Origin of the sequence: Amycolatopsis sp. NPDC005232 (genome assembly GCF_040607795.1) — a bacterium.
GTDB lineage: Bacteria > Actinomycetota > Actinomycetes > Mycobacteriales > Pseudonocardiaceae > Amycolatopsis.
In genome coordinates this window covers 56,083-79,328 of sequence record NZ_JBEXHL010000031.1, presented here as the reverse complement: position 1 = coordinate 79,328, position 23,246 = coordinate 56,083, and the positions used below count along the sequence as shown (strand labels likewise).

At 70.9% G+C, this 23,246-nt stretch carries 26 protein-coding genes; 21 read left to right on the top strand and 5 right to left on the bottom strand.

Annotated elements, in window-relative coordinates; translation table 11 throughout:
* Window position 1 precedes the first annotated feature (1 nt).
* The 5 genes from ABZU76_RS39800 to ABZU76_RS39780 all read left to right on the top strand — a co-directional run bounded on the left by ABZU76_RS39800 (window position 2) and on the right by ABZU76_RS39780 (window position 4,432).
* Window positions 2-913: an alpha/beta fold hydrolase gene (locus tag ABZU76_RS39800; RefSeq protein ID WP_354879845.1), complete on the top strand. Its 912-nt coding sequence runs from the start codon at window positions 2-4 to the stop codon at window positions 911-913.
* Between the two features lie 100 nt (window positions 914-1,013).
* On the top strand, window positions 1,014-1,862 hold the full coding sequence (locus tag ABZU76_RS39795; protein ID WP_354879842.1) for an NAD-dependent epimerase/dehydratase family protein: 849 nt from the start codon (window positions 1,014-1,016) through the stop codon (window positions 1,860-1,862).
* Window positions 1,863-1,973: 111 nt separating this feature from the next.
* The gene (locus ABZU76_RS39790; RefSeq protein WP_354879839.1) at window positions 1,974-2,876 is read left to right on the top strand and encodes an AraC family transcriptional regulator; all 903 of its coding nucleotides are present in this window, start codon (window positions 1,974-1,976) and stop codon (window positions 2,874-2,876) included.
* A gap of 113 nt (window positions 2,877-2,989) precedes the next feature.
* The gene (locus tag ABZU76_RS39785; RefSeq protein ID WP_354879836.1) at window positions 2,990-3,790 is read left to right on the top strand and encodes an alpha/beta fold hydrolase; all 801 of its coding nucleotides are present in this window, start codon (window positions 2,990-2,992) and stop codon (window positions 3,788-3,790) included.
* Between the two features lie 69 nt (window positions 3,791-3,859).
* Window positions 3,860-4,432, top strand: a complete 573-nt coding sequence (locus ABZU76_RS39780; protein WP_354879833.1) for a TetR/AcrR family transcriptional regulator — start codon at window positions 3,860-3,862, stop codon at window positions 4,430-4,432.
* Window positions 4,433-4,467: 35 nt separating this feature from the next.
* Here the strand turns inward: ABZU76_RS39780 and ABZU76_RS39775 are convergent, their stop codons facing one another.
* The 3 genes from ABZU76_RS39775 to ABZU76_RS39765 are packed head-to-tail and all read right to left on the bottom strand — an operon-like array spanning window position 4,468 to window position 7,480.
* Entirely contained in the window at window positions 4,468-5,343 is an 876-nt protein-coding gene (locus ABZU76_RS39775; protein WP_354879830.1) for an alpha/beta hydrolase, read from the bottom strand.
* Window positions 5,343-6,623, bottom strand: coding sequence for a cystathionine gamma-synthase family protein (locus ABZU76_RS39770; protein ID WP_354879827.1), 1,281 nt, complete (start codon window positions 6,621-6,623; stop codon window positions 5,343-5,345). The genes ABZU76_RS39775 and ABZU76_RS39770 overlap by 1 nt, the downstream gene beginning before the upstream one ends.
* A complete protein-coding gene (locus ABZU76_RS39765; RefSeq protein ID WP_354879824.1) occupies window positions 6,620-7,480 on the bottom strand; it encodes a VOC family protein in 861 nt (286 codons plus the stop codon). Before ABZU76_RS39765 ends, ABZU76_RS39770 begins: the two co-directional genes overlap by 4 nt.
* 168 nt (window positions 7,481-7,648) lie before the next feature.
* Between ABZU76_RS39765 and ABZU76_RS39760 the strand changes: the two genes are divergently transcribed.
* Window positions 7,649-8,362 (top strand): Crp/Fnr family transcriptional regulator, encoded by a 714-nt coding sequence (locus ABZU76_RS39760; protein ID WP_354879821.1) that lies wholly within the window; start codon window positions 7,649-7,651, stop codon window positions 8,360-8,362.
* 55 nt (window positions 8,363-8,417) lie between these two features.
* Here the strand turns inward: ABZU76_RS39760 and ABZU76_RS39755 are convergent, their stop codons facing one another.
* Complete coding sequence (locus ABZU76_RS39755; protein ID WP_354879818.1) at window positions 8,418-9,431, bottom strand: NADP-dependent oxidoreductase; 1,014 nt, start codon at window positions 9,429-9,431, stop codon at window positions 8,418-8,420.
* Window positions 9,432-9,667: 236 nt separating this feature from the next.
* Between ABZU76_RS39755 and ABZU76_RS39750 the strand changes: the two genes are divergently transcribed.
* The 8 genes from ABZU76_RS39750 (at window position 9,668) to ABZU76_RS39715 (ending at window position 15,966) form a co-directional block, all read left to right on the top strand.
* Window positions 9,668-10,534: an alpha/beta hydrolase gene (locus ABZU76_RS39750; protein ID WP_354879815.1), complete on the top strand. Its 867-nt coding sequence runs from the start codon at window positions 9,668-9,670 to the stop codon at window positions 10,532-10,534.
* 171 nt (window positions 10,535-10,705) lie between these two features.
* Complete coding sequence (locus tag ABZU76_RS39745) at window positions 10,706-12,097, top strand: Rieske 2Fe-2S domain-containing protein (protein ID WP_354879812.1); 1,392 nt, start codon at window positions 10,706-10,708, stop codon at window positions 12,095-12,097.
* Window positions 12,094-12,675: a 3-phenylpropionate/cinnamic acid dioxygenase subunit beta gene (locus ABZU76_RS39740; protein ID WP_354879809.1), complete on the top strand. Its 582-nt coding sequence runs from the start codon at window positions 12,094-12,096 to the stop codon at window positions 12,673-12,675. Before ABZU76_RS39745 ends, ABZU76_RS39740 begins: the two co-directional genes overlap by 4 nt.
* Window positions 12,672-12,998 carry a hypothetical protein gene (locus ABZU76_RS39735; protein ID WP_354879806.1) on the top strand — a complete coding sequence of 109 codons (327 nt, stop codon included), beginning with the start codon at window positions 12,672-12,674 and terminating at the stop codon, window positions 12,996-12,998. The genes ABZU76_RS39740 and ABZU76_RS39735 overlap by 4 nt, the downstream gene beginning before the upstream one ends.
* Complete coding sequence (gene hcaB, locus ABZU76_RS39730) at window positions 12,995-13,798, top strand: 3-(cis-5,6-dihydroxycyclohexa-1,3-dien-1-yl)propanoate dehydrogenase (RefSeq protein ID WP_354879803.1); 804 nt, start codon at window positions 12,995-12,997, stop codon at window positions 13,796-13,798. Before ABZU76_RS39735 ends, hcaB begins: the two co-directional genes overlap by 4 nt.
* Before the next feature lie 19 nt (window positions 13,799-13,817).
* Complete coding sequence (locus ABZU76_RS39725; RefSeq protein WP_354879801.1) at window positions 13,818-14,015, top strand: ferredoxin; 198 nt, start codon at window positions 13,818-13,820, stop codon at window positions 14,013-14,015.
* The gene (locus tag ABZU76_RS39720) at window positions 14,012-15,238 is read left to right on the top strand and encodes an FAD-dependent oxidoreductase (protein WP_354879798.1); all 1,227 of its coding nucleotides are present in this window, start codon (window positions 14,012-14,014) and stop codon (window positions 15,236-15,238) included. The genes ABZU76_RS39725 and ABZU76_RS39720 overlap by 4 nt, the downstream gene beginning before the upstream one ends.
* Window positions 15,235-15,966 (top strand): class II aldolase/adducin family protein, encoded by a 732-nt coding sequence (locus tag ABZU76_RS39715; protein ID WP_354879795.1) that lies wholly within the window; start codon window positions 15,235-15,237, stop codon window positions 15,964-15,966. Before ABZU76_RS39720 ends, ABZU76_RS39715 begins: the two co-directional genes overlap by 4 nt.
* On the opposite strand, the gene ABZU76_RS39710 is transcribed toward ABZU76_RS39715, so the two are convergent.
* Complete coding sequence (locus ABZU76_RS39710; protein WP_220243263.1) at window positions 15,963-16,757, bottom strand: IclR family transcriptional regulator; 795 nt, start codon at window positions 16,755-16,757, stop codon at window positions 15,963-15,965. The genes ABZU76_RS39715 and ABZU76_RS39710 overlap by 4 nt on opposite strands.
* Before the next feature lie 246 nt (window positions 16,758-17,003).
* Here ABZU76_RS39710 and ABZU76_RS39705 point away from each other — a divergent pair, with 246 nt between their 5' ends.
* From ABZU76_RS39705 to ABZU76_RS39675, 7 genes are read left to right on the top strand one after another with little or no spacing between them, the layout of a single operon-like run.
* A complete protein-coding gene (locus ABZU76_RS39705; RefSeq protein WP_354879792.1) occupies window positions 17,004-18,191 on the top strand; it encodes an ABC transporter substrate-binding protein in 1,188 nt (395 codons plus the stop codon).
* Between the two features lie 8 nt (window positions 18,192-18,199).
* On the top strand, window positions 18,200-19,078 hold the full coding sequence (locus ABZU76_RS39700) for a branched-chain amino acid ABC transporter permease (protein ID WP_220243261.1): 879 nt from the start codon (window positions 18,200-18,202) through the stop codon (window positions 19,076-19,078).
* Window positions 19,075-20,058, top strand: coding sequence for a branched-chain amino acid ABC transporter permease (locus tag ABZU76_RS39695; protein ID WP_354879789.1), 984 nt, complete (start codon window positions 19,075-19,077; stop codon window positions 20,056-20,058). Before ABZU76_RS39700 ends, ABZU76_RS39695 begins: the two co-directional genes overlap by 4 nt.
* On the top strand, window positions 20,055-20,828 hold the full coding sequence (locus tag ABZU76_RS39690; protein ID WP_220243259.1) for an ABC transporter ATP-binding protein: 774 nt from the start codon (window positions 20,055-20,057) through the stop codon (window positions 20,826-20,828). Before ABZU76_RS39695 ends, ABZU76_RS39690 begins: the two co-directional genes overlap by 4 nt.
* Window positions 20,825-21,607, top strand: coding sequence for an ABC transporter ATP-binding protein (locus tag ABZU76_RS39685; RefSeq protein ID WP_354879786.1), 783 nt, complete (start codon window positions 20,825-20,827; stop codon window positions 21,605-21,607). The genes ABZU76_RS39690 and ABZU76_RS39685 overlap by 4 nt, the downstream gene beginning before the upstream one ends.
* Before the next feature lie 35 nt (window positions 21,608-21,642).
* Complete coding sequence (locus tag ABZU76_RS39680; protein WP_354879783.1) at window positions 21,643-22,359, top strand: alpha/beta hydrolase; 717 nt, start codon at window positions 21,643-21,645, stop codon at window positions 22,357-22,359.
* On the top strand, window positions 22,356-23,243 hold the full coding sequence (locus ABZU76_RS39675) for an alpha/beta fold hydrolase (protein ID WP_354879780.1): 888 nt from the start codon (window positions 22,356-22,358) through the stop codon (window positions 23,241-23,243). The genes ABZU76_RS39680 and ABZU76_RS39675 overlap by 4 nt, the downstream gene beginning before the upstream one ends.
* Window positions 23,244-23,246 lie beyond the last annotated feature (3 nt).

Here is a 23,246-nt window from a genome sequence, read left to right as displayed (position 1 = left end):
CATGCGTCACGACATCGAGTTCGATGCCGAAGGAGCGTTGCTGCGCGGCTGGTTCTACGAGGCCGAGGGGGTCGCCGGGCCCGCGCCGTGTGTGGTGATGGCCCACGGCTGGAGCTCGACCAAGCGGATGTACCTCGACCGGTTCGCCGAGGTCTTCGCCGCCGGCGGCCTGTCGGTGCTGCTGTACGACAACCGCGGCTGGGGTGATTCGGAGGCGGCGCCGGGACAGCCCCGGCACGAGATCGACCCGTGGGTGCAGGTCGGCGACTACCGGCACGCGATCACCCACGCGCAGAACCGGTCCGATGTGGACCCCGGTCGCGTGGGGGTGTGGGGCACCAGTTTCTCGGGCGCGCACGCCTATGTCGTCGCGGCGATGGACCGGCGGGTGAAGGCCGTGGTCACGCAGGCGCCGTTCGTCAGCGGCCGCGCGACCTACGCGAACCTCGCGCGGGTCGACAACCAGGTCGTCGGACCGGACGTGTTCACGGCCGACCGCCGGGCCCGCGCTCGCGGGGAAGCCGCCGCGACGATCCCGGTCATCGGCACCGACCCCGGACAGCTCGTGGGGCTGCCGACGCGCGACTCGCACGAGTGGTTCACCCACGCGCGTGCGGAGCTGGATCCCAGCTGGCCCAACGAGGTCACGCTGCGCAGCCTCGACAACTTCTATTGCTACGAGCCGGCGAAGTACCTGCCGGAGGTGACGCCGACGCCGCTGCTGATGATCGTCGGCAGCGAAGACGGGCTGACGGGCGGCAACCTCGCGGCCGTCGCCTATTCCGGCGCGGCCGAACCGAAGGACATCGTTTTCCTGCCGGGCGGCCATTTCGACGCGTACACGGGCGAGGGCTTCAAGGTCGCTTCACAGGCGGCGCGGGACTGGTTCGTGCGGCACCTCGCCGCGCGGTGATATCCGGAAGGTATCACAACGAACGAAAGAGGTCTTGGACGTATGTCTCGGCCTCGACGCACAGTTGTTCTGTATCCAGGGTGAGCAAAAGGGAGTTGTCATGAGGGTCTTCTTGACCGGCGGATCCGGCTACATCGGACAGGCCACGATCGCCGAGCTGGTGAAGCAGGGGCACACCGTGGAGGCGCTCGCCCGCAGCGACCGCGCGGAGGCGACCGTGGTGGCGGCCGGCGCCACCGCGGTCCGCGGCGGTCTCACCGATCTGGCCGTGCTGAAGGACTCCGCGGCCCGCGCCGACGCCGTGATCCACCTGGCGCAGGCCGAATCGGGCGACGAGGACCTCGCCGCCGCCACGGCGATGCAGGACGGCGTCGGCGCCGGCACCTACGTGCACACCGGCGGCACCTGGGTCTACGGCGACACCGACGGCGTGGCCGACGAGACCGCGCCCTGGAACCCGCCCGCCGCGGTCGCGTGGCGCAAGCCGGTGGAGGACGCGGTGCTGGCCCACGGCGGGCGCCCCGTCATCGTGCAGCCCGGCCTGCTCTACGGCGGCGACAACCGCCTGATCGACGTCTTCATCGTCCAGCCCGGCAAGAAGAACGGCGCCATTCCCTACATCGGCGACGGCGCGAACCACTGGGCGCTCGTCCACATCGACGACCTCGCCCCGCTCTACGTCGCCGCCCTCTCCGCGCCGGCCGGCTCGGTCTACGTGGGGGTCGGCGGCGTCAACCCGACCGCCAAGCAGGTCGCCGAGGCGTGCGCCCACGCCGCGGGCCTCGCCGGCAAGACCACGTCGATCCCGCTGGAACAGGCGCATGCGGCGATGGGCCCGATCGCCGACGCGTTCGCGCTCGACCAGCAGCTGACGCCGGCCAAGGCGCAGCGCGAGCTGGGCTGGCAGCCGCGGCACACCGACCCGCTGGCGGTCTTCGCCCAGGGGTGATCCCGTTAACTCCGGCGGTGGTCTTGGTCGGCCGGACCACCGCCGGGCTTGACGTGATCGGCTTAGCATGGGCCCAGTGCGTCGACGGGGATGGCGGAGGTGGGCGGGGCTGTGGGGTCGTACGAGGTGCGGGTGACGGACGCGGCCGCGGGCGCGCCGGAGGATCCGACGGGGTTCTGGGTCGAGCACGTGCGGGACAACCACGGTGCGTTGCACGTGCGGTTCGCCGAGCCGGCGGGGTTCCGCGGGGGCACGGTCGTGCAGCGCGCGGGGGAGCAACAGCTGGTCGAGTTCTGGTCCGACGCCGTGGAGTACTCGCGGACGCGCGCGGATATCCGGGCCGACGACGACAGCGGGCTGGTGCTCGTGCTCGCGGGGGCCGGTGAGCTCGTGGTCGATCAGGACGGGACGGACGTCCGGTTGCGGCCGGGGCAGGGCGTGGTTGCCGGGAAGAGCCGGCCGCTGGTCCTGCGGCACGCGGGTCGGGCGCGGGGGTGGGTGCTGAATCTGGGCGCGGGCCGGGCCGCGGGGGTGGTCGACTGCAGCCGGGGGCTGGGGGCGGTGGTGCGCACGATGGTGCGGACGCTCAGCGCCCAGCGTTCGACGCTCGACCGGGTGGAGTTCGTCCGAGCGGTGGAGTCGATCGCCGGGCTGGTTCCGTTGTGTGTGCGGCCGGATGGCCGGACCGGGTCACTGGCGGCGCTGGAGGACGCGGTTCGGGTGTATGTGGCCGAGCACGCGACGGACCCGGATCTCACACCGGCGGGGGTCGCGCGGGCGGTGGGGTGGTCGTTGCGGCAGGTGCAGCTGGCGTTGGCGCGCGCGGGGACGAGCCCCGGTCGGTTGATCCGGGAGGCGCGGCTGCGGCGGGCGATGGGGTTGCTGCGCCTGGCGCCTGGAGCCACGGTCGGCAGCGTTGCGTTCGCGTGTGGCTTTCGGTCGGCGACAAGTTTCGGGGTGGCGTTCAAGCAGCGCTACGGAATGACGCCGGGTGAAGCGCGCGAGTCCAGCTGAGCAAGAGGGGGTTTGCGTGTTCGGAGAGCGGTTGTGCGCGAATGCGAGATCCGGGCGGACGGAGTGCTCCTAGCGTCGGGAAGTCACGCCACCGCAGCCAGGGAGACCGCGCCATGCCGACCATCGACGTCAACGGGACCAGCCTTGCCTACACCGCGGCCGGCCCCGAGTCCGGGACCGCGGTCGTGTTGAGCCACTCGTTGTTCTTCGACCGCACCATGTTCGTGCCGCTGGCGGAGATCCTGGCCGGCGAGGGGTTCCGGACCGTCGCCTACGACCACCGCAACCAGGGCGGCAGCGCACCGGACCGGCGGGACCGGCTGGACATGGACACGCTCGCGGCCGACGCCGCCGCGCTGATCGAGGCGCTGGGGCTGGGGCCGTGCCATTTCGTCGGCAACTCGATGGGCGGGTTCGTCGCGCTCCGGCTCGCCGCGCGCCGGCCGGACCTGCTGCTCACCGCGGCCGCGCTGGGATCGTCGGCCGAGGCGGAGAACCGGCTGGAGGAGTACCAGCGGCTCTTCGGCGTTGTCGAGGCGCACGGGCCCGGCGTGATCATCGACGTCCTCCTGCGAGTCATGTTGGGGGCGACCAGCCTCACCTCGCGCCCGGAGCTGTGCGAGCCGTGGCGAACGTTCATGGCGCAGCTGCCGCCGGCGATCGCCGAGAGCGTGCACGGCGTGATCCACCGCACGGGCATCGAGACGGAGCTGGCCGGCTGCGCGACGCCGGTGCTGGCCGTCGCCGGCAGCGAGGACGAGACGTACCCGCAGCCGATCTCCGGCCGGACCATCGCCGAGGCCAGCGGCGGGAAGTACGTGATGGTGGAGGCCGCAGGGCATTCGGTCGCCCTGGAGCAGCCTGAGCGGGTGGCCGAGCAGCTGCTCGGCCACTTCGCCACGGTGCGGCGGTGACCACAGTGGACCACACTCGCCGGTGGCGTAAGATACGGTTCGTAACTTACTGCGGGCTGGAGGGGTTTCGTGGCCGGACGGCGGATGTCGTACGACGAGCGGCACAGCCAGCTGCTCGACACGGCCGCGGCGGTGGTGCGCGCGGAAGGGGCCGACGCGCTGACGTTGGCGCGCGTGGCCGAGCAGGCGGGCGTGACGAAGCCGATCGTCTACGGGCACTTCGAGACGCGCGCCGGGCTGGTGAAGGCGTTGTACCAGCGGGTCGACGAGCAGCAGTCCGAGGCGGTGCGGGTGGCGTTCGACACGAAGGCGCGCACGCCGGAGGAAGCGGCCGCGTTGCTGGCCGAGGCGTACGTCGGCTGTGTGCTGCACATCGGACAGGAGTACGGCGCGATCACGGCGGCGCTGTCGACCAGTCCGGACATGGAGGAAGTGCTGCACGCGGGGCGTGAGCGATATGTGGATCTGTATCTCGAAGCGCTGCACCGGTTTGTGCCGGGCGAACTGGACCGGACCGTGATGATCGGGGTCATCGGCGCGGCGGAATCCCTGTCGCGGGAAGCGATCGCGGGCCGGCTGCCGGGGCCGCAGGCGATCGACGCGGTGGGGCGCATCATCCTGGCCGTGGTGCGGGACAGCTGAAAGCGCCCGCGCGGGTGAGGTGCGCGGGCGGCTGGTCAGGCAGGTGTTGCGGCGAATCGGGCGATCGCGTCGGCTACGCGGTCGTAGAGCTCGCGGGGCAGGTTGTGGCCCATGCCGGGGATGACGAGCAGTTCGGCACCCGGCACGGTCGACGCGGTGTCTTCGGCGGCGGCTGGGGGAATGAGGGGGTCGTCGGCGCCGTGGATGACCAGCGTGGGCGCGGTGATGCGCCGGAGTTTCGCGCGGCGGTCGCCGTTGGCCAGGAGGGCGGCGAGCTGGCGTTGCGTGCCCGCCGGGTCGTGGTCGCGGTGCACTGTGGACAGCAGCGTGGCCCGGAGTTCGGCTTCGTCGTACGGATAGGCCGGGCTGCCCAAGGCTTGAGCTGCCGCCGCGACGTGGTTCAGGTAGGCCTCCCTGTCCGAGGGGTCGGGCGCCGGGGCGGTGAGCGCGGTGATGGCTTCCGGTGTCGCGGGAGGCAACGCGGGATTGCCCGTGGAGGACATGATGGACGTCAACGACCGTGTCCGATGTGGATGGTCGGCCGCGACGAGTTGTGTGATCATGCCGCCCATCGAGGCGCCGACGAGGTGCGTGCGGTCCACGCCCACCGCGTCCAGCACTGCCACGACGTCGGCGGCCATGTCCTCCAGACGGTAGGGCAGTTGCGCGGACCCGGTCGCCACCGTACCCAGGTCCGGGACGCCGGCGTCGGGAAAGTGGGTGGACAGGCCGACGTCGCGGTTGTCGAAGCGGATCACGAAGAACCCGCGCGCGGCCAGGGCCTGGGGGAAGCCGTCGTCCCGCTTGGTCAGCTGATCGCCGAGGCCCTGGACGACTACGAGCGGCTCGCCGGAGTCCGGGCCGATGGTGTCGTACTCCAGCGAGCAGCCCTCGGCTGCGGCCCGCGGCATCAGAAGTCCAGCGCTTGCGTGAGGTCGGCGATGAGGTCGTCGACGTTCTCGATGCCCACCGAGATCCGCACGAGCGAGTCCGTCAGCCCGATCTCCTCGCGCAGCGGCGCCGGCACGCCCGAATGCGTCGTGGACGCGGGGTGGCAGATCAGCGTCTCGGTGCCGCCCAGGCTCACGGCCAGCTTGCACAGCTGCAGGCGGTCGAGGAACGCGAACGCTTCGGGCTCGCCGCCCTTGACGTAGAAGGAAAACGTGGATCCCGGCGAGGTGGATTGGCGGTCGAACACGGCTTTGCGCGGGTCGTCGGCGGTGAGGAAACCGAGGTAGTCGACCTGGGCGATCTTGTCGTGGTCACGCAGGAACTCGGCCAGGCGGCGCGCGTTGGCGGCCGCTCGCTCAGCCCGGATCTGCAGTGTTTCCAACGACCGCAGCAGCATCCAGCACGTGTTCGGGTCGAGCTGGGTGCCGAGGGCGCTGCGGGTCTGCACAATGCGGCCGACGTGTTCGGCGCTGCCGGTGACGCCGCCCGCGATGAGGTCGCTGTGGCCGCCGGCGTATTTGGTCAGCGAGTAGACGGCGAGATCGGCGCCGTGGCGCAGGGGTTGCTGGAACATGGGGCCCAGCAACGTGTTGTCGACGATCACCAGCGGCCGCTTGCCCTGCCGGGTGCCGATCAGGTCGGCGACATCGGACAGCACCTTGAGGTCGATCAGGCCGCCTGTCGGGTTGGCGGGTGTTTCGGCGAAGAGCACGCTCACGGTGCCCTGCTCCATCGCCGCGTGGGCGGCGGCTTCGACGTGTTCCGGGTCGGTGCCGTCGGTGAAGCCCGCGGAACCGATCCCGAACGCGGAAAGCGTGTTGCGGATCAGTGTTTCCGTGCCGCCGTAGAGGGGGCGCGAGTGCAGCACGACGTCGCCGGGCTTGCAGAACGTGAGCAGCGTGGTGGCGATCGCCGCCATGCCCGAGGCGAAGACGGCGCCGCGTTCGGCGTCGTCCCAGACGGCGACCCGGTCCTCGAGGATCTCGAAGTTCGGATTGTTGAAGCGGGAGTAGACGAGGCCGGCCTGCTCGCCGTCGTGGGCCTGGCGCCGGCCGGACGTGAGGTCGAACTGGTCCTTGCCTTGTTGCGCGGTTTCGAAAACGAACGTGGAGGTGAGGAAAACCGGTGGTTTGAGTGCGCCTTCGGACAACGCGGGTGAGTATCCGAACCCCATCATGAGCGTTTCCGGACGCAGCGTGCGGTCGCCGACCGTGCGCTGCTTGTAGTTCGACGACTTCACGCGTCCTCCCCGGTGTGCGTGGCGGCGCGGAGCACCAGCAGGATCCCGTTCGCGTGTTCGGGTGCCACCACCAGACCGCGTTCGGTTGTCGTGAAAGGAACATTGGATGTGCGAAGGTGCGCAGCCGCGGTGTTCTCGTCGAACACCTTGACCGCCAGCACCGTGAGGCCGGTCGGCGGCCGGTCGATGCCGGGGTAGGTCGCTTTGAACGACGACGGACTCAGGTAGATGATCGGGCTGCCGCCGGTCGGTACCTCGATGGTCCCGGTCGTGTGCGCTTCGGGTTCGGTTTCGAACACGCGGGCAACATTCGCGGCGGACGTCTCGGCGTCCTCGGCGACGATCGCGATGTGGTCGATGCCCCAAGCCGTGTTGGGGTGCTTCATCAGCTCGGAGATCCACGTGTGCTCCGGCGTCAGGATCTGGCTGGAGAACAGCTGCAGGTATCCGGTGACGTCGGTGAGCCGTGCGATCGAGAAGACCGCCTCCGACTCGGTGCCGTCGGGTAGTTCGACCGGCCTTCGCACGGTCTGGGGTTCCGTCGTGGTGAGGCCCGCCGCCTGCCATTCGGCGGCCGCCGCAGCGGTGTCGTCCGTGCGCACGGCGACGGCCGCGATGCCCTCGCGCACGCTCAGCGCGTCGCGGATGTCCTCGTTGTACTCGGTGGGTTCCCGCACGCCGAGCAGCTCGAAGTAGTCCTGTTCGAACAGGACGTTGTGGTTGCCGGTGCCCATTTCGGTGGCGTGCCGGCCGAAGGGGGACACGGTGAACCCCAGGAGGGTGAACGTGTCACGCGCCCGGTCGAAATCCCGGACCAGCACGCAGCAGTGGTCGATGCCGTTGAGATGACTCCGCATGGCCTTCTTCCTGTCGGATCGCCGGATCGAACCGGCTAAGTTACGAAACGTAGCTTACCTTTCGTAACTTAGCTGTCAAGGCGGGCCGGCGACCGCGTTTGCCGTGGTCGCGGCGGCAGGTAAAGTCGAGTGGGTTCGAAGCCGACCGGCCGGCCAGGAGGTACCGGGATGTACGCGGTGCACAGCGGCGGGGCACTGGGCGGGTCGCTGGAGGCGTGGCGCCACAGCCACCTCGCCGAGCTGCCGGCGGACGTCCGCGACGCGATGCTCGCGGAGGCCTTCGTCGTCACCGTCCCGGCCGGCAACGTCATCGGCGAGAACAACCGCCCCACGCTCGCGTTGATCCACTCGGGACTCACCCGCGTGGTCCTCAGTGGACCCGACGGCCGCACGGCCACCGTGCGCTACGCCGGCGCGGGCCAGATCCTCGGCCTCACCTCGGCGATCGCCAACGGCTCGCCGTGGCTGGGCTACGCCATCACCGAATGCCGCATCACGTTCCTCAACCCCGAGACCCTGCGCCGCTTCGGCCAGACCGACGCGCGCGTCGCGTGGTCGCTGGCCCGCCAGATGGCGCGCGTCTGCTACGAAGTCATCGACACCCTGGGCGCCAACGTCTTCGGCACCATCGACCAACGCGTGAGCCGGCACCTGCTGGAGCTGGCCGTACGGCAGCCGGAGGGCCTCGTGGTGATGGCCGACCAGCACGAGCTCGCCCAGTCGGTCGGCTCGGTCCGCGAGGTGGTGGCGCGCTCGCTGCGGTCCCTGCGCGAGCGCGGCGTGTTGCGCCGGCTGCCGAAAGGCGGGCTGTTGATCGTGCGGCCCGAGGTCCTCGAGGGTGTGGCCGCGGGGTTGGACACGTCGAAGACCTCGGGCGAATAGGCCGGGCGGCTCGAAGACCTCGGGCCACTGACCCCGGGCGACCTGAGGGGATGGGTCAGTCGCCCAGTCGTACGAGGACCTTGCCGTTGTTGCTGCCATTCAGCAGGACCTGAATGCCGTCGGGTGCGGACTTCAGGCCGTCGATCACGTGTTCCTGGCAGTGCAGCTCGCCGGCGCGGACGCGGGGCAGGAGGTCGGCCTCGACTTCGTCGAAGCGGGCGGCGTGGTCCATGTAGATGAAGCCCTCCATGCGCACGCGGTTCGGCAGCAGGTGGAACCAGTTCCGCAGCGGGACGGGGCCGCCCTTGTCGTAGCGGGACACCGCGCCGCACAGGACGACGCGGGCGTTCACCGCGAGGTGGGGCAGCAGGGCGTCGAGGATCGCGCCGCCGACGTTGTCGAACACCACGTCCACGCGGTCGGGGGCGAGTTCGGTGATCGCGGCCTCGACGTCCTGCGTGCGGTAGTTCACGCAGTCGAGGGCGCCCAGTTCGCGCACGAGATCGCACTTTTCCGGCGTGCCTGCGACGCCGATCACGCGGGCGCCGGCGGCCACGGCGAGCTGCACGGCGATGGAGCCGACGGCGCCGGCCGCGGCGGTGACGACCACCGTTTCACCGGCGCGAGGCTGCCCGATGTCGTGCAGGCCGAGCCAGGCCGTCTGGCCGGAGATGCCGAGCACGTGCAGCGCGGCCTGCAGCGGCACGCCGTCGGGCACCTTTCGCAGGGTCGAGCCGTCGACCACGGCGTCCTCTTGCCAGCCCAGGAGTCCGGACACGCGGTCGCCGATTACCAGGCCCGGGTACCGCGACTCGGTGACTACGCCGGAGCCGAGCGCGCGCATCGCCTCGCCCAGGGGCGCGGGTGGCAGGTAGTTGCGCACGTCGTTCATCCAGCCGCGGGTGGCGACGTCCAGCGACAGCCACCCGACCTTCACCGACACCTGGCCGTCTCGCAACGCGGGCACGGGCACGTGGTCCTCGTAGCGCAGCACCCCGTCTTCGAGCGGCCCGGTCGTGGTGGCGGGCCGGGCGGCGAGGACATAGCGCCGGGTGTGTGTCGTCGACATGGGCTTCTCCTCAGAGCGCCCTCGCGTACGGGCGCGGATTTCAGCACGGCCGGCCCAGGGTTCACCGGCTTGATCGAAACCGCAGTGACCTGGGTCGGGTCGCGGCTGCACCCAGGTCGGGAACCCCAGGTCGAGAAGGGGACGTGTGCCTCGGGTTACACCCGGACGGAAGCCAGGTCGCTGACGAGCACAGTGCCGAACCACGATCGTCGGGGACCCACCGAAGAGGAGGACCCGTGGCCGAGCTCTCGAGCCGATTCGTCACCGTCGACGGCATGCGTACCCACTACCTCGAGGCGGGACCGGTCGACGGGCCGCCCGTGGTCCTGCTGCACTCGGGGGAGTACGGGTCGTCGGCCGAAGGCTCGTGGACGGAGACCATCCCGGGCCTGGCCGACGCCGGGTACCACGTGTACGCGCCCGACTGGCTGGGTTACGGCAAAACCGACAAGGTGATCGACTTCGCCGACCCCAAAGGCCGGCGGGTGCGGCACATCGCCGCCACCGTCCGGGCACTGGGCATCGAGTCCGCGGCCTTCGTCGGGAACTCGATGGGCGGCACCTACCTGGCCGAAGACCTCGCGACCGAGACCCCGCTGCTCCCGGCCGCCGCGGCGGTACTGGCGAGCGGCGGCGGGTTCATCCCGTTCAACGAGGCCCGCGCCGCCATCCAGGAGTACGACCTCACCGAAGCCGGGATGGCGAAGATCCTGCGCACGGCGATGTACTCCAGCCGCTGGGCCGACGATCCCGAGTACGTGCGCCGGCGCCACCGGATGAGCCTCGAACCCGGTGCGTGGGAGTGCGCCGCGTCCGCGCGGCTGCGGCCGCCGAAGCCGCTGACGCCGGACCACGGCGGCGAGAACTTCGGCAAGAAGGACCCGATCGCCTACGAACGCGTCCGCGTGCCGACGCTGGTGATCGCAGGCGCCGAGGACCCCCTGCGCGAGCGCGGGTACGCGGACGAGATCTCCGCGCGCCTCCCGGACGCCGAGCTGCGTGTGTACGCCGAATGCGGCCACCTGCCCAACATCGAGCACGCGCAGCGGTTCGTGGAAGACGTCCTGGCCTTCTTCGCGCGCCGGTACCGCAAGCCCGAGTAGCCGACCAGCCTCACCGCGAGCGCCGCCGAGCTGTCTTCGGCGGCGCTCTTCGGCGTGTCCTGGCTCGCACCTCGAGGCCTACCCCGGCGATTGACTCCCGATCTCTGCTTCTGCTCTACTGTTCAGAGATTAGTTCTGCTGTACAGAGTTTTGGTTTGAGGAGAGTCGACGATGACGGATCAGTCCGGCACCTTGTCCGACGTGCGGCGCGGGATGATCCCGGCGCACATCTACAACGACCGGGAGATCTTCGAGCTGGAGCGGGAGCGAGTCTTCGGCCGGGCGTGGCTGTTCGTGGCCCACGAGTCGGAGATCGCCAAGCCCGGCGACTACGTGGTGCGCCGCGTGCTGGACGACTCGTTCATCGTCACGCGCGACGAGAAGGGCGAGATCCGGGCCCACTTCAACATGTGTCTGCACCGCGGGATGCAGGTCTGCCGTGCGGAGATGGGCAACGCCTCGCACTTCCGGTGCCCCTACCACGGCTGGTCCTACCGCAACGACGGCCGGATCGTCGGTCTGCCGTTCCACCAGGAGGCCTACGGCGGCGAGGCCGGGTTCAAGCGCAAGGGCCAGCGGCTGCTGCCGGCGCCGAACCTCGACACCTACAACGGGCTGATCTTCGTCTCGCTGGACCCCGAAGCCCCGCCGCTGGTGGACTTCCTCGGCGATTTCCGCTTCTACCTGGACTTCTACACCAAGCAGAGCTCCAGCGGCATCGAGCTGCGCGGCCCGCAGCGCTGGCGCGTGAAGGCCAACTGGAAGATCGGCGCCGAGAACTTCGCCGGCGACATGTACCACACGCCGCAGACGCACACGTCCGTCGTGGAGATCGGCCTGTTCCGCGAGCCGAAGGCGGAGAAGCGCAAGGACGGCGCCACCTACTGGGCCGGCAACGGCGGCGGCACCACCTACAAGCTGCCGCCGGGCGGGTTCGACGAGCGCACGCGCTACGTCGGCTACCCGCAGGAGATGGTCGAGAAGATGAAGGCCACCTTCTCGCAGGCCCAGCAGCAGGTGATCGGCGAGGACGGCTTCATGATCTCTGCCGCTTCGGTGTTCCCGAACCTGTCGTTCGTCCACAACTGGCCGCGCGTCGCGGATTCCGACGACGTGCTGCCGTTCATCTCCGTCCGCCAGTGGCAGCCGATCAGCGAGAACGAGACCGAGGTGCTGTCCTGGTTCGCGGTCGACGCGGAGGCGCCCGAGGAGTACAAGGCCTTGTCCTACAAGGCTTATCTGATGTGCTTCGGGTCCACCGGCATGTTCGAGCAGGACGACGTCGAGAACTGGGTCTCGCTCACCAACACCGCCGCCGGCTCGATGGCGCGGCGCCTCAAGCTCAACAGCCGCATGGGCATCCTCGAAGACGACACCGAGGTCGTCCCCGCGCTCACCCCGGAGCAGTTCCACGGCCCGGGCGTCGCGCACACCGGTTACGGCGAGTACAACCAGCGCGAGCTGCTCAACCGCTGGGCCGACTACCTCGAACAGCCGACGAAATCGGCCACCGCCCTGGAAGTCGGCGCGCCGGCCGAGACCGCCGAGGCGGTGCAGGCATGACCACCGAGACGCACTCCAGCCGCTCGCCGCTCGGGGCGCACGCGTCCCGCATCCTGCGCACCGGCCGGCCGCTGCGCTTCGACGACGCCCGCCACCTCCAGGCCCACCAGTGGCTGGTCGACGAAGCGTGGCTGCTCGACGCGCAGGACTACGAGCAGTGGCTGACCACACTCACCGAGGACATCCACTACCTGATGCCGGTGCGCGTCACCACCGCGCTGGGCGCGGGGTTCGACACCGCACCGGGGATGGCGCACTTCGACGAGGACAAGTACTCGCTGTCGCGGCGGGTCGCGCGGTTCATGACCGAGCACGCCTGGACCGAGGACCCGCCTTCGCGCCTGCGCCACCACCTGTCCAACGTGCGCACCTTCGCGACCGAAGACGACAACCACCTCGTCGTGGAGTCCGCGACACTGCTGTTCCGCAGCCGCGGCGACGTGCTGTCCGGCTCGATCGTCTCCGCCGGGCGCGAGGATCTGCTGCGCAGCACGCCCGACGGCTGGCAGCTCGCGCGGCGCACGATCCTCGTCGACGATTCGGTGATCCGCATGCAGAACCTGGCGATCTTCCTGTGAACCTCTCCTGGGAAGGCGAGGCCGAGGACGCCCGCGCGGCGGCCGCGGCTGCCGCGGAACACGACGAACTGGTCGCCCACACCACGGGCGAGGTCATCCGGCTCGGCAACGAGTTCGCCGAGATCCAGGTGCGGCGCGTCGACACGCGCAACGGTGCCCGGCTGCTGATCGAGTCGCCGAAGTCGGGCCAGTGGGTGTCGTTGTGCCCGCTGGAGCTGGAGGCGCTGACCTGGCAGAACACCGAGACGTTCTCCGCCATGATCGGCCACCCGTTCGGCCCGCTCGTGGCGACCGAATCCACCGACGCAGGGGAGGACTCGTGACGGGCTGGCTTCAGGGCCGCCGCGCGCTCGTCGTCGGTGCCGGTTCGGGCATCGGCCGGGCCGTGGTCGACGCGTTCCGCTCGGAAGGCGCCCGCGTTGCCGTGCTCGAACGCGACGCGGGCAAGGCGGCCGCGCTGGAGGCCGAGGTCCCGGACGTGCCGGTCACGGTCGGCGACGCGACCACGCGAGCGGCCAACGACACCGCGGTGGCCGCCGCCGTCGCTGCGTTCGGCGGCCTCGACGTGCTCGTCAACTGCGTCGGTGTCTTCGACTTCTACCGCAGCATCGAAGATCTCGACGCCGACGTGCTCGACGACGCGTTCGACGAGATGTTCCGCACCAACGTCAAGAGCCACCTGCATTCGGTGAAGGCCGCGCTGCCCGAGCTGAAGCGCTCGGGTCACGGCGTGGTGCTGCTGACCGAGTCGACGTCGTCGTACTACCCGGGACGCGGCGGCGTGCTGTACCTGTCGTCGAAGTTCGCCGTGCGTGGGCTCGTCACCGCGCTCGCGCACGACCTCGCGCCGGAGATCCGCGTGAACGGCGTCGCGCCCGGCGGGACGCTGGGCACCGACCTGCGCGGCCTGCCCAGCCTCGGCACCGCCGAGCGCAGCCTCGGCGACGCGCCGCGGCGGGCCGAGGAGCTCGCCGCGCGCGTGCCCCTGCACGTGGCGCTCAGCGGCGAGGACCACGCGTGGAGCTACGTGTTCCTCGCCTCCGACCGCGCCCGCGGCATCACCGGTCAGGCCGTCCATCCCGACGGCGGCATCGGTGTTTCCGCGCCCCGCAAGCGATCCTGAACCCGAAACGGAAAGACCGATGGCCAAGCTCACCGCCGACACCGACCTCTGCCAGGGGTACGGCAACTGCCTCACCACCGCCGAAGACGTCTACGACATCGACGACGACGGCAAAGTCGTCCTGCTGACCGAAACCATCCCCGAGGCCGACCGCGCCCGCGTCGAAGCGGCCGCGCGCAGTTGCCCGGTCAAGGCACTGGGGGTGGTCGACGGATGAGCACGGTCGTGATCGTCGGCGCGTCGGTGGGCGGTGTCCGCACGGCGCAGGCGCTGCGGGCGCAGGGCCACGACGGCCGGATCGTCCTCGTCGGAGCCGAACCCCATCTGCCCTACGACAAACCGCCGCTGTCCAAGCAGTTCCTCGCCGGCGCGTGGGAGCACGACCGGCTGGCGCTGCTCACGGAGGAGGAAGCCGCCGCCGACGGCATCGAGCTGCGGCTCGGCGTCGCGGCGACGGGCGTCGACCCGGTCGCGCGTACGGTCAATCTGGCGGACGGGACCGACCTCGGCTACGACACCCTCGTGATCGCCACCGGTGCCACCGCGCGGCCGTCGCCGTGGGCCGCCGAATCCGGGGTGCACGTGCTCCGGACCCTCACCGACGGCACGGGCTTGCGGGCCGTGCTCGCCGAGCCGGGGCCGCTCGTGGTCGTCGGCGGCGGGTTCATCGGCGCCGAGGTCGCGGCCACCGCCCACGCCGCCGGCCGCGAGGTCACCGTCGTCGACCCGCTGCCGGCGCCGATCGCGCGCGTGCTCGGCGACGAGGTGGGCCGACTGGTCGGCGACGTGCACCGGCGCCACGGCGTCGAGACGCGCTTCGGCACCGGCGTCCGGGCGGTGTCCGGGCGGGTGGGCGCACTGGAGATCACGCTCACCGACGGGACGGTGCTGCCCGCGGGCACCGTGGTCGTCGGGATCGGCGCGGTGCCGGCGGTCGAATGGCTCGCCGATTCGGGGCTGGAGCTGGACAACGGCCTCGTGTGCGACGAGTTCTGCCGCGCCACCGGGCACCCGGAGATCTTCGGCGTCGGCGACGTCGCCCGCTGGTTCCACGCGGGCCACGGCGAGCACGTGCGCGTCGAGCACTGGACCAACGCGGTCGAGCAGGCGGCGTGCGTGGCGCACAACGTCGTCCACCCGGAGGATCCGGTGCAGTACCGGCCGACCGAGTACGCGTGGAGCGACCAGTACGACTGGAAGATCCAGATCGCGGGACGGCCGAACCGGGCGACCGGCTTCGAGCTGGCCGGAGATCCCACCACCGACCCACCGCGGTTCGCCGCGCTCTACCGCGACGAAACCGGCCGGCTTTCCGCGGCCGTCACGGTGAACTGGCCGAAGCTGCTCGTCGCCGCGCGCCGGCTCATCACCGCCGGAACCCCCTACGAGGAAGGACTTTCCGTGCTGGACAAGCTGATCGCCCCGGTGAGCGCGGCATGACCGAGTTGAAGCAGGAACGGCAGCTCGTCTCCGACGCCTGCCGCGTGCTCGCCGCCCGGGGACTGGCGGAAGGGTTCCTCGGCCACGTTTCCCTGCGCATCGACGACGAACGCATCCTCGTCCGCTGCCGCGGGCAGCAGGAGCGGGGCCTGGCGTGGACCACGCCCGAGGACATCCGGCTGGTCGACCTCGACGGCGCGGCTGCGGCGTCCGGGGAGCTCGACGGCTGGTCGGTCCCCAACGAGCTGCCCCTGCACACCGAGGTGCTGCGCACCGATCCCGAGGTCAAGGCCGTGGTGCACGCGCACCCGCCGTCGGTCGTCGCGGCGGACCTGGCGGGGCTGTCGATCCGGCCCATCGTGGGCGCCTACGACATCCCCGGCGCCAAGCTCGCGGCCGGCGGCGTGCCCGTGTACCCGCGTGGGGTCCTGGTCCGCAACCGCACGCTGGCCAAGGAAATGGTGGCCGCGATGGCCGGCCGGCCGGTTGTTCTGCTGCGTGGGCACGGCCTCACGAGCAGCGGCGGTTCGGTGCAGGAAGCAGTGCTGCGCGCGCTGTCCGTGGACACGCTCGCGCGGATGGCGCTGGACGTGGTGAGTGCCGGCGGCCGGCTTGCCGACCTGCCGCCCGAGGACCTGGCGGAGCTGCCCGACCTGGGGCCCGCCTTCAACGAGGGCGTGGCCTGGCGCCACGAGCTCGCCCGGCTCGGCCAGTGCACCAGCTGTTAGTGCAACAGCGGCGTGGCTTCGGCGACCGTCTCCTTGAGACGTTCGCCGATCTGCCGGACCTCGGCGCGCGACAGCCGCCCGACCGGCAGCGAGACGTTCAGCGCGAGCCGCGCGGGGAGGTTCCCGGCGGGGAAGGCGACGGCGACCGACGCCACGCCCTCTTCGCTCTCCTCGCTGCTGGTCGAGTAGCCGCGCCTGCGCACACTCTCGATCTCCAGCTCCAGCTCGCTGCGCGTGCCGATCGAGTTGGGCGTGAGCGTCTCCAGCTGCTCGTCCGGGTACATCCGGTGCAGGTCCTCGGTGGACAGCTCGGCGAGCAGCGCCTTGCCGGTCGAGGTGCAGTTGGCGGGCATCGCCTGGCCCAGCCGCGAGGCGACCCGGACCGCGCGCGGGCTTTCGATGGCCTCGATGAACCGCACCGTGGTGCCGTCGAGGATCGCGAGGTGCACGGTCTCGGCGAACTCGTTGTTGAGCTTCTCGAGGAACGGGCGCAGCGTCTCGCGCACGTCGAACCGCTGCAGGATCGCGAAGGCGACGGCCGTGAGCGAGGTGCCCGGCCGGTAGGTCTTCGTTCGCGCGTCCTGCCGGATGAAACCGCGGTACTGCAGCATCGCCAGCAGGCGGTGCGCGGTGGAAGAGGCGACACCCAGGTACTCGGCGACGTCCGTCATCCGCAGCTCGGGGCGATCCCCCAGCAGCAGGAGGATCCGAAGCGCCTTGTCGACCGAGTCGATCGGGTACTGCGGTGCGGGCGAGTGCGCGCCGGCGGGGTCGAGAGCGGGCTTCTTCATAGCAGAATCGTACGGCAAGCGGCGAAGCCGGCGGGGCGCGGTGATCACCGCGCCGCAGGCGGTCCGCGCCGGGAACGCCTGCCCGGCAGGCAAGAACTCGAGAACGACTCACCTTTGCGGGCAGCGGAAAACGCGGTCCGCAACCGTTTCGAAACGCTGGGAACGCACGGCGAACCTGTGCCTTGACCCGGTTCTCAACCTCTGTTAGACAGAGCGCACTTCTTCATCGCAGAAGACTGGTGAACCATGACCGTTGCTGTTCAGTTCTCCCCGCCGCCGAGACCGTCCCCACCACGGCGCCGCTTCGGCTTCGTGTTCGCGGCTCTCGCACTCGCCACGGCCGGCTGCTCCGCTTCAGCCGCTTCAGACGACTCCGTCTACACCCTGGGCCTCATCACCAGCCAGACCGGCACCGGCAGCCAGCTCGGCGTCGGCGAGCTGCAGGGCGCACAGCTGGCGGTGGACCAGATCAACGCGCGCGGCGGTGTCAACGGCAAGCCCCTGCGGCTGCGCACCGCCGACGACCAGAGCAATCCCGCGCAGGCCGTGCTGCAGACGCGCAAGATGCTCGGCAGCATCGACGCGCTTGTCGGACCGTCGCTGTCGGGTCCGTGCCAGGCCGTGATCCCGCTGGCGTCCAGCGCGCAGCTGATCGACTACTGCCTTTCCCCCGGTGTGAAGCCGAAACCGGGCTCGTACCAGTGGTCGGCCAGCGCGCCGACCGACACGCTCGCCGAGCGGCTGCTGGCGTACTGGAAGAGCCAGGGCATCACGCGCGTCGGGCTCATCTACACCACCGACGCGAGCGGTCTCGACGGCGCGCACGCGATCCAGTCGGCCGCCGCGCACACGGGCGTTTCCGTGGTGGGACAGGCCAGCTACAGCCCCACCGCGGTGTCGGTGACCTCGCAGCTGCAGGCCACCACCTCGGGCCAGCCGCAGGCGCTGGTGGTGTGGAGCAGCGGCGCGGCCGCGGGTGTCGCGTTCAAGGGCATCGACCAAATGGGACTCAAGCTCCCGGTCGCGACCACCGACGGCAACCTGACCTACGCGTTCCTGCGCCGCATCGCCGACTACACGCCGGACACGTTGCTCATCCCGGCCACGCGCGACTTCTGGTGGCAGCAGCAGAACCCGAGCACCCAGGTGCAGCAGCTGGAACGCGGCTACCACGACGAGTTCCGCGCCCGCTACGGCGCCGACCCCGACTTCGGCCCCGGCGTCGCCTACGACGGGGTGCTGCTCGTCGCGCAGGCGCTGGAGAAGGCGCACGGCAACGTCGCCGCAACCCGTGACGCACTGGAGAGCCTGCGCGGGGTCTCAGGTGTCATCGGCACTTATTCGTTCGCCCCGGACAACCACCGCGGGATCGGCGCCGACGACGTCGGCATCGTGCGCGCGACCGGTGGCCGGCTGACCTTCGTGGGGAGATGAGCACGGCCATGTCCGGACTGATCCAGGTCATCGTCGGCGGCCTCGCCGACGGGGGCGTGTACGCGCTGATCGCGCTCGGCGTCTCGCTCGTCTATTCGATCAGCCGCATCATCAACCTCGCCCAGGGCGGGTTCGTGGTGCTCGCGGCGTTGCTGGCCGTGTCGATCCAGCAGTGGCTCGGTGTGCCACCGCTGGTCACCGTCGTGATTGTGGTGCCTCTGTTCGCGTTGCTCATGGCGGTGGTGGAACGGCTGGTGATGGCACCGGCCGCGGCCCGCGCGACGCCGGACCGGATGCTGCTGGTGACGGTCGGGCTGTTGCAGGCCATCGGCGGGCTGCTGCTGCTCGTGTGGGGCAACCTGCCGTACACGATGCAGCCCTTCAGCGGCGACACCGCGATCACGATCGGCGGCGTCCGCATCGTGTCGCAGTACCTGTGGATCATCGGCGCGCTCGTGGTGACGGTGGCCGCCCTGTGGTTCCTGGTGCAGCGCACGAGCCTCGGGCTGACGATGCGCGCCACGGCGAGCAACCCGGAAGCCGCCGCGTTGCAAGGGATCAACGTCGGGCGCATCCGGCTGATCGCGTTCAGCCTCGCCGGCGCGATGGCGGCGCTGGCCGGCACCACGGTCATCCCGGCGACGTTCCTGCAGTTCTCCACCGTGACGCCGTACGCGGTCGCCGGGTTCATCGCGGCGGTCGCGGGCGGCCTCGGCAGCACGGCCGGTGCCGTCGTCGGCGGCCTCGTTCTCGGTCTGCTGCAAGGACTTTTCAGCCGCTACACCAGCGGTGACCTCGCGCAGGTGATCGCGATGGCCGTGCTCATCGTGCTCCTGCTCGTGCGACCGACCGGGCTGCTGGGCAAGACGAGCGAGGTGCGCCGATGACCACGCAGGAACAGACAACTCCCACCACCGCGGCCCACCCGCAGGCCGGCCGCGCTCGGTCACCGCAGCGGCTGGTCATCGCGGCCGTGGCGGTGGTCGTCGCCCTCGTGCTGCCGCTGCTGGTCCCGGGCTGGCTGGGCCTGCTCGTGATCGCCGGGATCTTCTTCCTGATCGTGCTCGGGCTCAACCTGCTCATGGGTTACGCGGGCCAGGTCTCGTTGGGACAGACGCTGTTCATGGCGATCGGCGGCTACGGCGCGGGCCTGCTCACGCTGCGCTGGCACTGGCCGACGCTGGTGGCGATGATCGTGATGGCCGTGGTCTCCGCTGCGGTCGCGGCCGGGCTGGGCACCGTGTTCCTGCGGCTGCGCGGCTACTACCTCGCGCTGGCGACGCTGGGGCTGGCCGTGATCACCGAGTCGCTCGCGTCCGGGCTCACCGGGTTCACGGGCGGGCCCTCGGGCCTGGTCGGCGTGCCGAGCCTGCGCCTGGGCACGTTCGACGTCTTCAGCGACCAGGCCAACTACTACCTGCTGCTCGTGGTGTGCGGGCTCGGCGCGTGGTTCGTCGGCAACCTGCAGCGTTCCCAGACCGGGCGGGCGCTCTCGGCCATCGCCGCCGACCCGGCGGCCGCGACGATGCTCGGCATCAACGCGGCCCGCTACAAGACCAGCGCGTTCGTGGTCTCCGCCGTCTACGCCTCGCTCGGCGGAAGCCTCTACGCGTTCTACCTGCGGTTCATCTCGCCGGAAGTGGTCGGCGTGACGGTGGCGCTGAGCATCGTGATCATGCTCGCGCTCGGCGGCGCGCGCACGATCGTCGGGCCGCTGCTGGGCGCGCTCGTGATCCAGGGGCTGCCGGAGGTGGGGCAGAGTTTCGCGTCCTGGTCGCCGTTCGTGGCCGGGGTCGTGCTCATCGTCGTGATCACCTACCTGCCGCGCGGGATCTGGGGCGCGATCAAGAAAGCGGTGCAGCGATGACCACCGAGACCCCGCTGCTGGCCGTGCACGGCCTGACCCGCCGCTTCGGCGGCGTGACCGCGGTCGACGACGTGAGCTTCACCGTCGCCCCCGGCACCGTGCGCGCGATCATCGGCCCCAACGGCGCCGGCAAGACCACGCTGCTCGACCTCATGACCGGGTTCACCGCGCCCGACGCCGGCCGCGTCGAGTTCGCCGGACAGGACATCACCGGCGTCCGCCCGCACCGGCTGCCCACGCTCGGCCTCGCGCGCACCTTCCAGTCGGCTCGGCTGGTCGGCACGCTGACCGTGCGCGAGAACGTGATGCTCGGCGGCTACCGCTTCACCCGCGCACGGTTCCTCTCCGACGGCTTGCGCCTGCCGGGCACCCGCCGCGAGGAACGCGCCCTCGGCCGCCGCGCCGACGAGCTGCTGGAGTTCCTGGAGCTCGGCGCGTACGCCGACTCCCTCGCGGGCGAGCTGCCCGCCGGTGCCCAGCGGCTGGTCGAGGTCGCGCGGGGACTCGCGGGCGGGCCGACGTTGCTGCTGCTGGACGAACCGGCGGCAGGGCTCGACGACACGGAGACCGGTGAGCTCGCGGCGGCGCTGCGCGCGGTGTGCGCGGGCGGCATCTCGCTGGTGGTGATCGAGCACAACATCGAGCTCGTGATGACCGTGAGCGACCACGTCACCGTCCTCGACGCCGGCCGCGTGATCGCCGACGACGTGCCGCAGCGCGTGCAGGCCGACCCGGCCGTGATCGAGGCCTACCTGGGAGTGAAGCCATGAATCTCACCGTCCGCGGCCTCGACGCCCGCTACGGCTCCACCCGCGTGCTGCACGAGGTCTCCTGCGAGGTCCCCGACGGCACGATGGTCGCGATGATCGGCGCCAACGGCGCGGGCAAGACCACGCTGCTCAAGTGCCTCGCCGGGCTGCACCGGCCGTCCGCGGGGGAGGTCACGTTGGGCGGCGAACCGGTCGCCGGGCTCGCCGCGCACGAGGTGGCGCGCCGCGGCGTGTGCCTCGTCCCGGCCGGGCGGCAGCTGTTCGGTGACCTGACCGTCGCGGAGAACCTGCAGGTCGGGTTGCACGGCACCGGGGTGCGCGGCACAGCGGCGACCGAGCGGCTGGAGCGCGTCTACGGCCTGTTCCCGATCCTGCGCGAGTTCGCCACCCGCCAGTCCGGGCTGCTGTCCGGCGGGCAGCAGCAGATGCTGGCCATCGCGCGGGCACTCGTGCGGGAGCCGAAGGTGCTGCTGCTCGACGAACCGTCGCTGGGCATCGCGCCCTTGCTGGTCACCGAGATCCTCGGCGTGCTGCAACAGCTCGCGCGCGACGGCGTGACGATCCTGCTCGCCGAGCAGAACGCCGCCGCCGCGCTCGGCATCGCCGACCACGGCGTGGTGATGGAGAACGGCACCATCACCCGCACCGACACCGCGGCGGCCCTGCTCGCCGACGAGGACGTGAGCCGCCATTACCTCGGCACCGCTCGCGACGCCGTCGCCGTGGGTCACGCCCGCGCGTTGCCCGCCGGGTTGCGCGAACCGCTGCAGACCACTTAAGACTGTCCACAGTAGAGACTCAACGAGGAGTTTCCATGAAGATCGTGCTCGTCCACGGCGGGTGGCAGGGCGGCTGGGCGTGGGACGGCGTGGCCGAACAGCTGAGTGCCGCCGGCCACGAGGTGTTCGCCCCGACTCTGCGCGGCCAGGAGGAGGGCGACGTCGACCGCTCAGGCGTCACGCTGACCACCATGGTCGACGACTTGATCGATCGGATCGAGCGGCACGGCTTCGACCGGTTCGTGCTCGTCGGCCACAGCGGCGGCGGCCCGGTGATCCAGCTCGTCGCGGAACAGCAGCCCGAACGCGTGGAACGCACCGTGTTCGTCGACGCGTGGGTGCTGTCGGACGGCGAGTGCATCAACGACCTCCTGCCGGACGAGCTCGTCGGCGCGGTCACCGCGCTGGCCGAGCAGAGCAGCGACAACTCCGTCACCCTGCCGCCGGAGATGTTCCTGGGCGCGTTCATGCAGGACGCCGACGAGACGCTGGCCGCGAGCGTCGCCGCACGGATCGTGCCGAGCCCGCTGGGCTGGCTCACGGAACCTGTCCGGCTGACGCGGTTCTTCACCTCGGGTGTCCCCAGCAGCTACGTCTTCCTGCAGCAGGACCAGGCCGTGCCGAAGACGGCCTACGAGCAGTCCGCCCACCGCCTGGCCGACCCGCGGATCGTCGAGTGCCCCGGCAGCCACGAGGCCATGCTCACGCATCCGGTCGAGCTCGCGAACGCGTTGCTGGAGGCCACCGCGTGAGGCACCGCACCGGTTTGCCGGCGCCGCTGTACTACGACGAGCTGCGGCCGGACCACGCCCCGGCTCGCAGTGTCGTCCTCGTGCACGGTGGCAGCGTGACCGGTGCGTGTTATCTGTCGACTCCGGACGGTCGCCCGGGCTGGGCCCACACTTTCGTCGAGCACGGCTACCGGGTGCTCGTGCCGGATTGGCCTGGCACCGGGCGCAGTACGACGCTGCCGCCGGACGAGGTCACGGGTGAGGTCGTCTGCGCGGCGCTCGGGGCGTTGCTCGAGGCGCAGGACGGGCCGGTGGTGCTCGTCGTGCACTCGATGTCGGGGCCGTTCGGGTTCCGCCTGTCGGCCACGCACGGGGACCGGATCGCCGCGCTGGTCGCGCTCGCGCCCGGCCCGCCCGGCGACATCCAGCCGGAACCGACCGTGCTGGACGAGACCGAAGACGACGTCGAGATCCAAGGCCTGGCCCTGCGTTGGCGGCTCCCGAAGCGTGGCCTGTGGTGGCCGGACGACGCGTTCGCCCGGGCCAAGATGATCGGTGCCGGCACACGGTTTCCGGCCGACGCGGTGGCGACGTACAGCCGGCAGCTCGGCCCCATCCCCGCCGGGCTGCTGGCGCAGCGCCAGAACGTCCGCGGCAGCCAGCTGCGCGGGGCCGGTCGCTTCGACGGCAAGCCCGTGCTGGTGCTCACCGGCGACCGCGACACGGACCACCCGCGCGCAGCCGACGGCGCGACGGCCGAGTGGCTGTCCGCGCACGGCGCCGACGTCACCTACCGCTTCCTCGACGATCCGGAGCACACGGGCAACGGCCACATGCTGATGAGCGAGGACAACAGCGATGCTCTGGCGGAGCTGGTCATCGCGTGGCTGGACCGGGTGTTCTGAGCG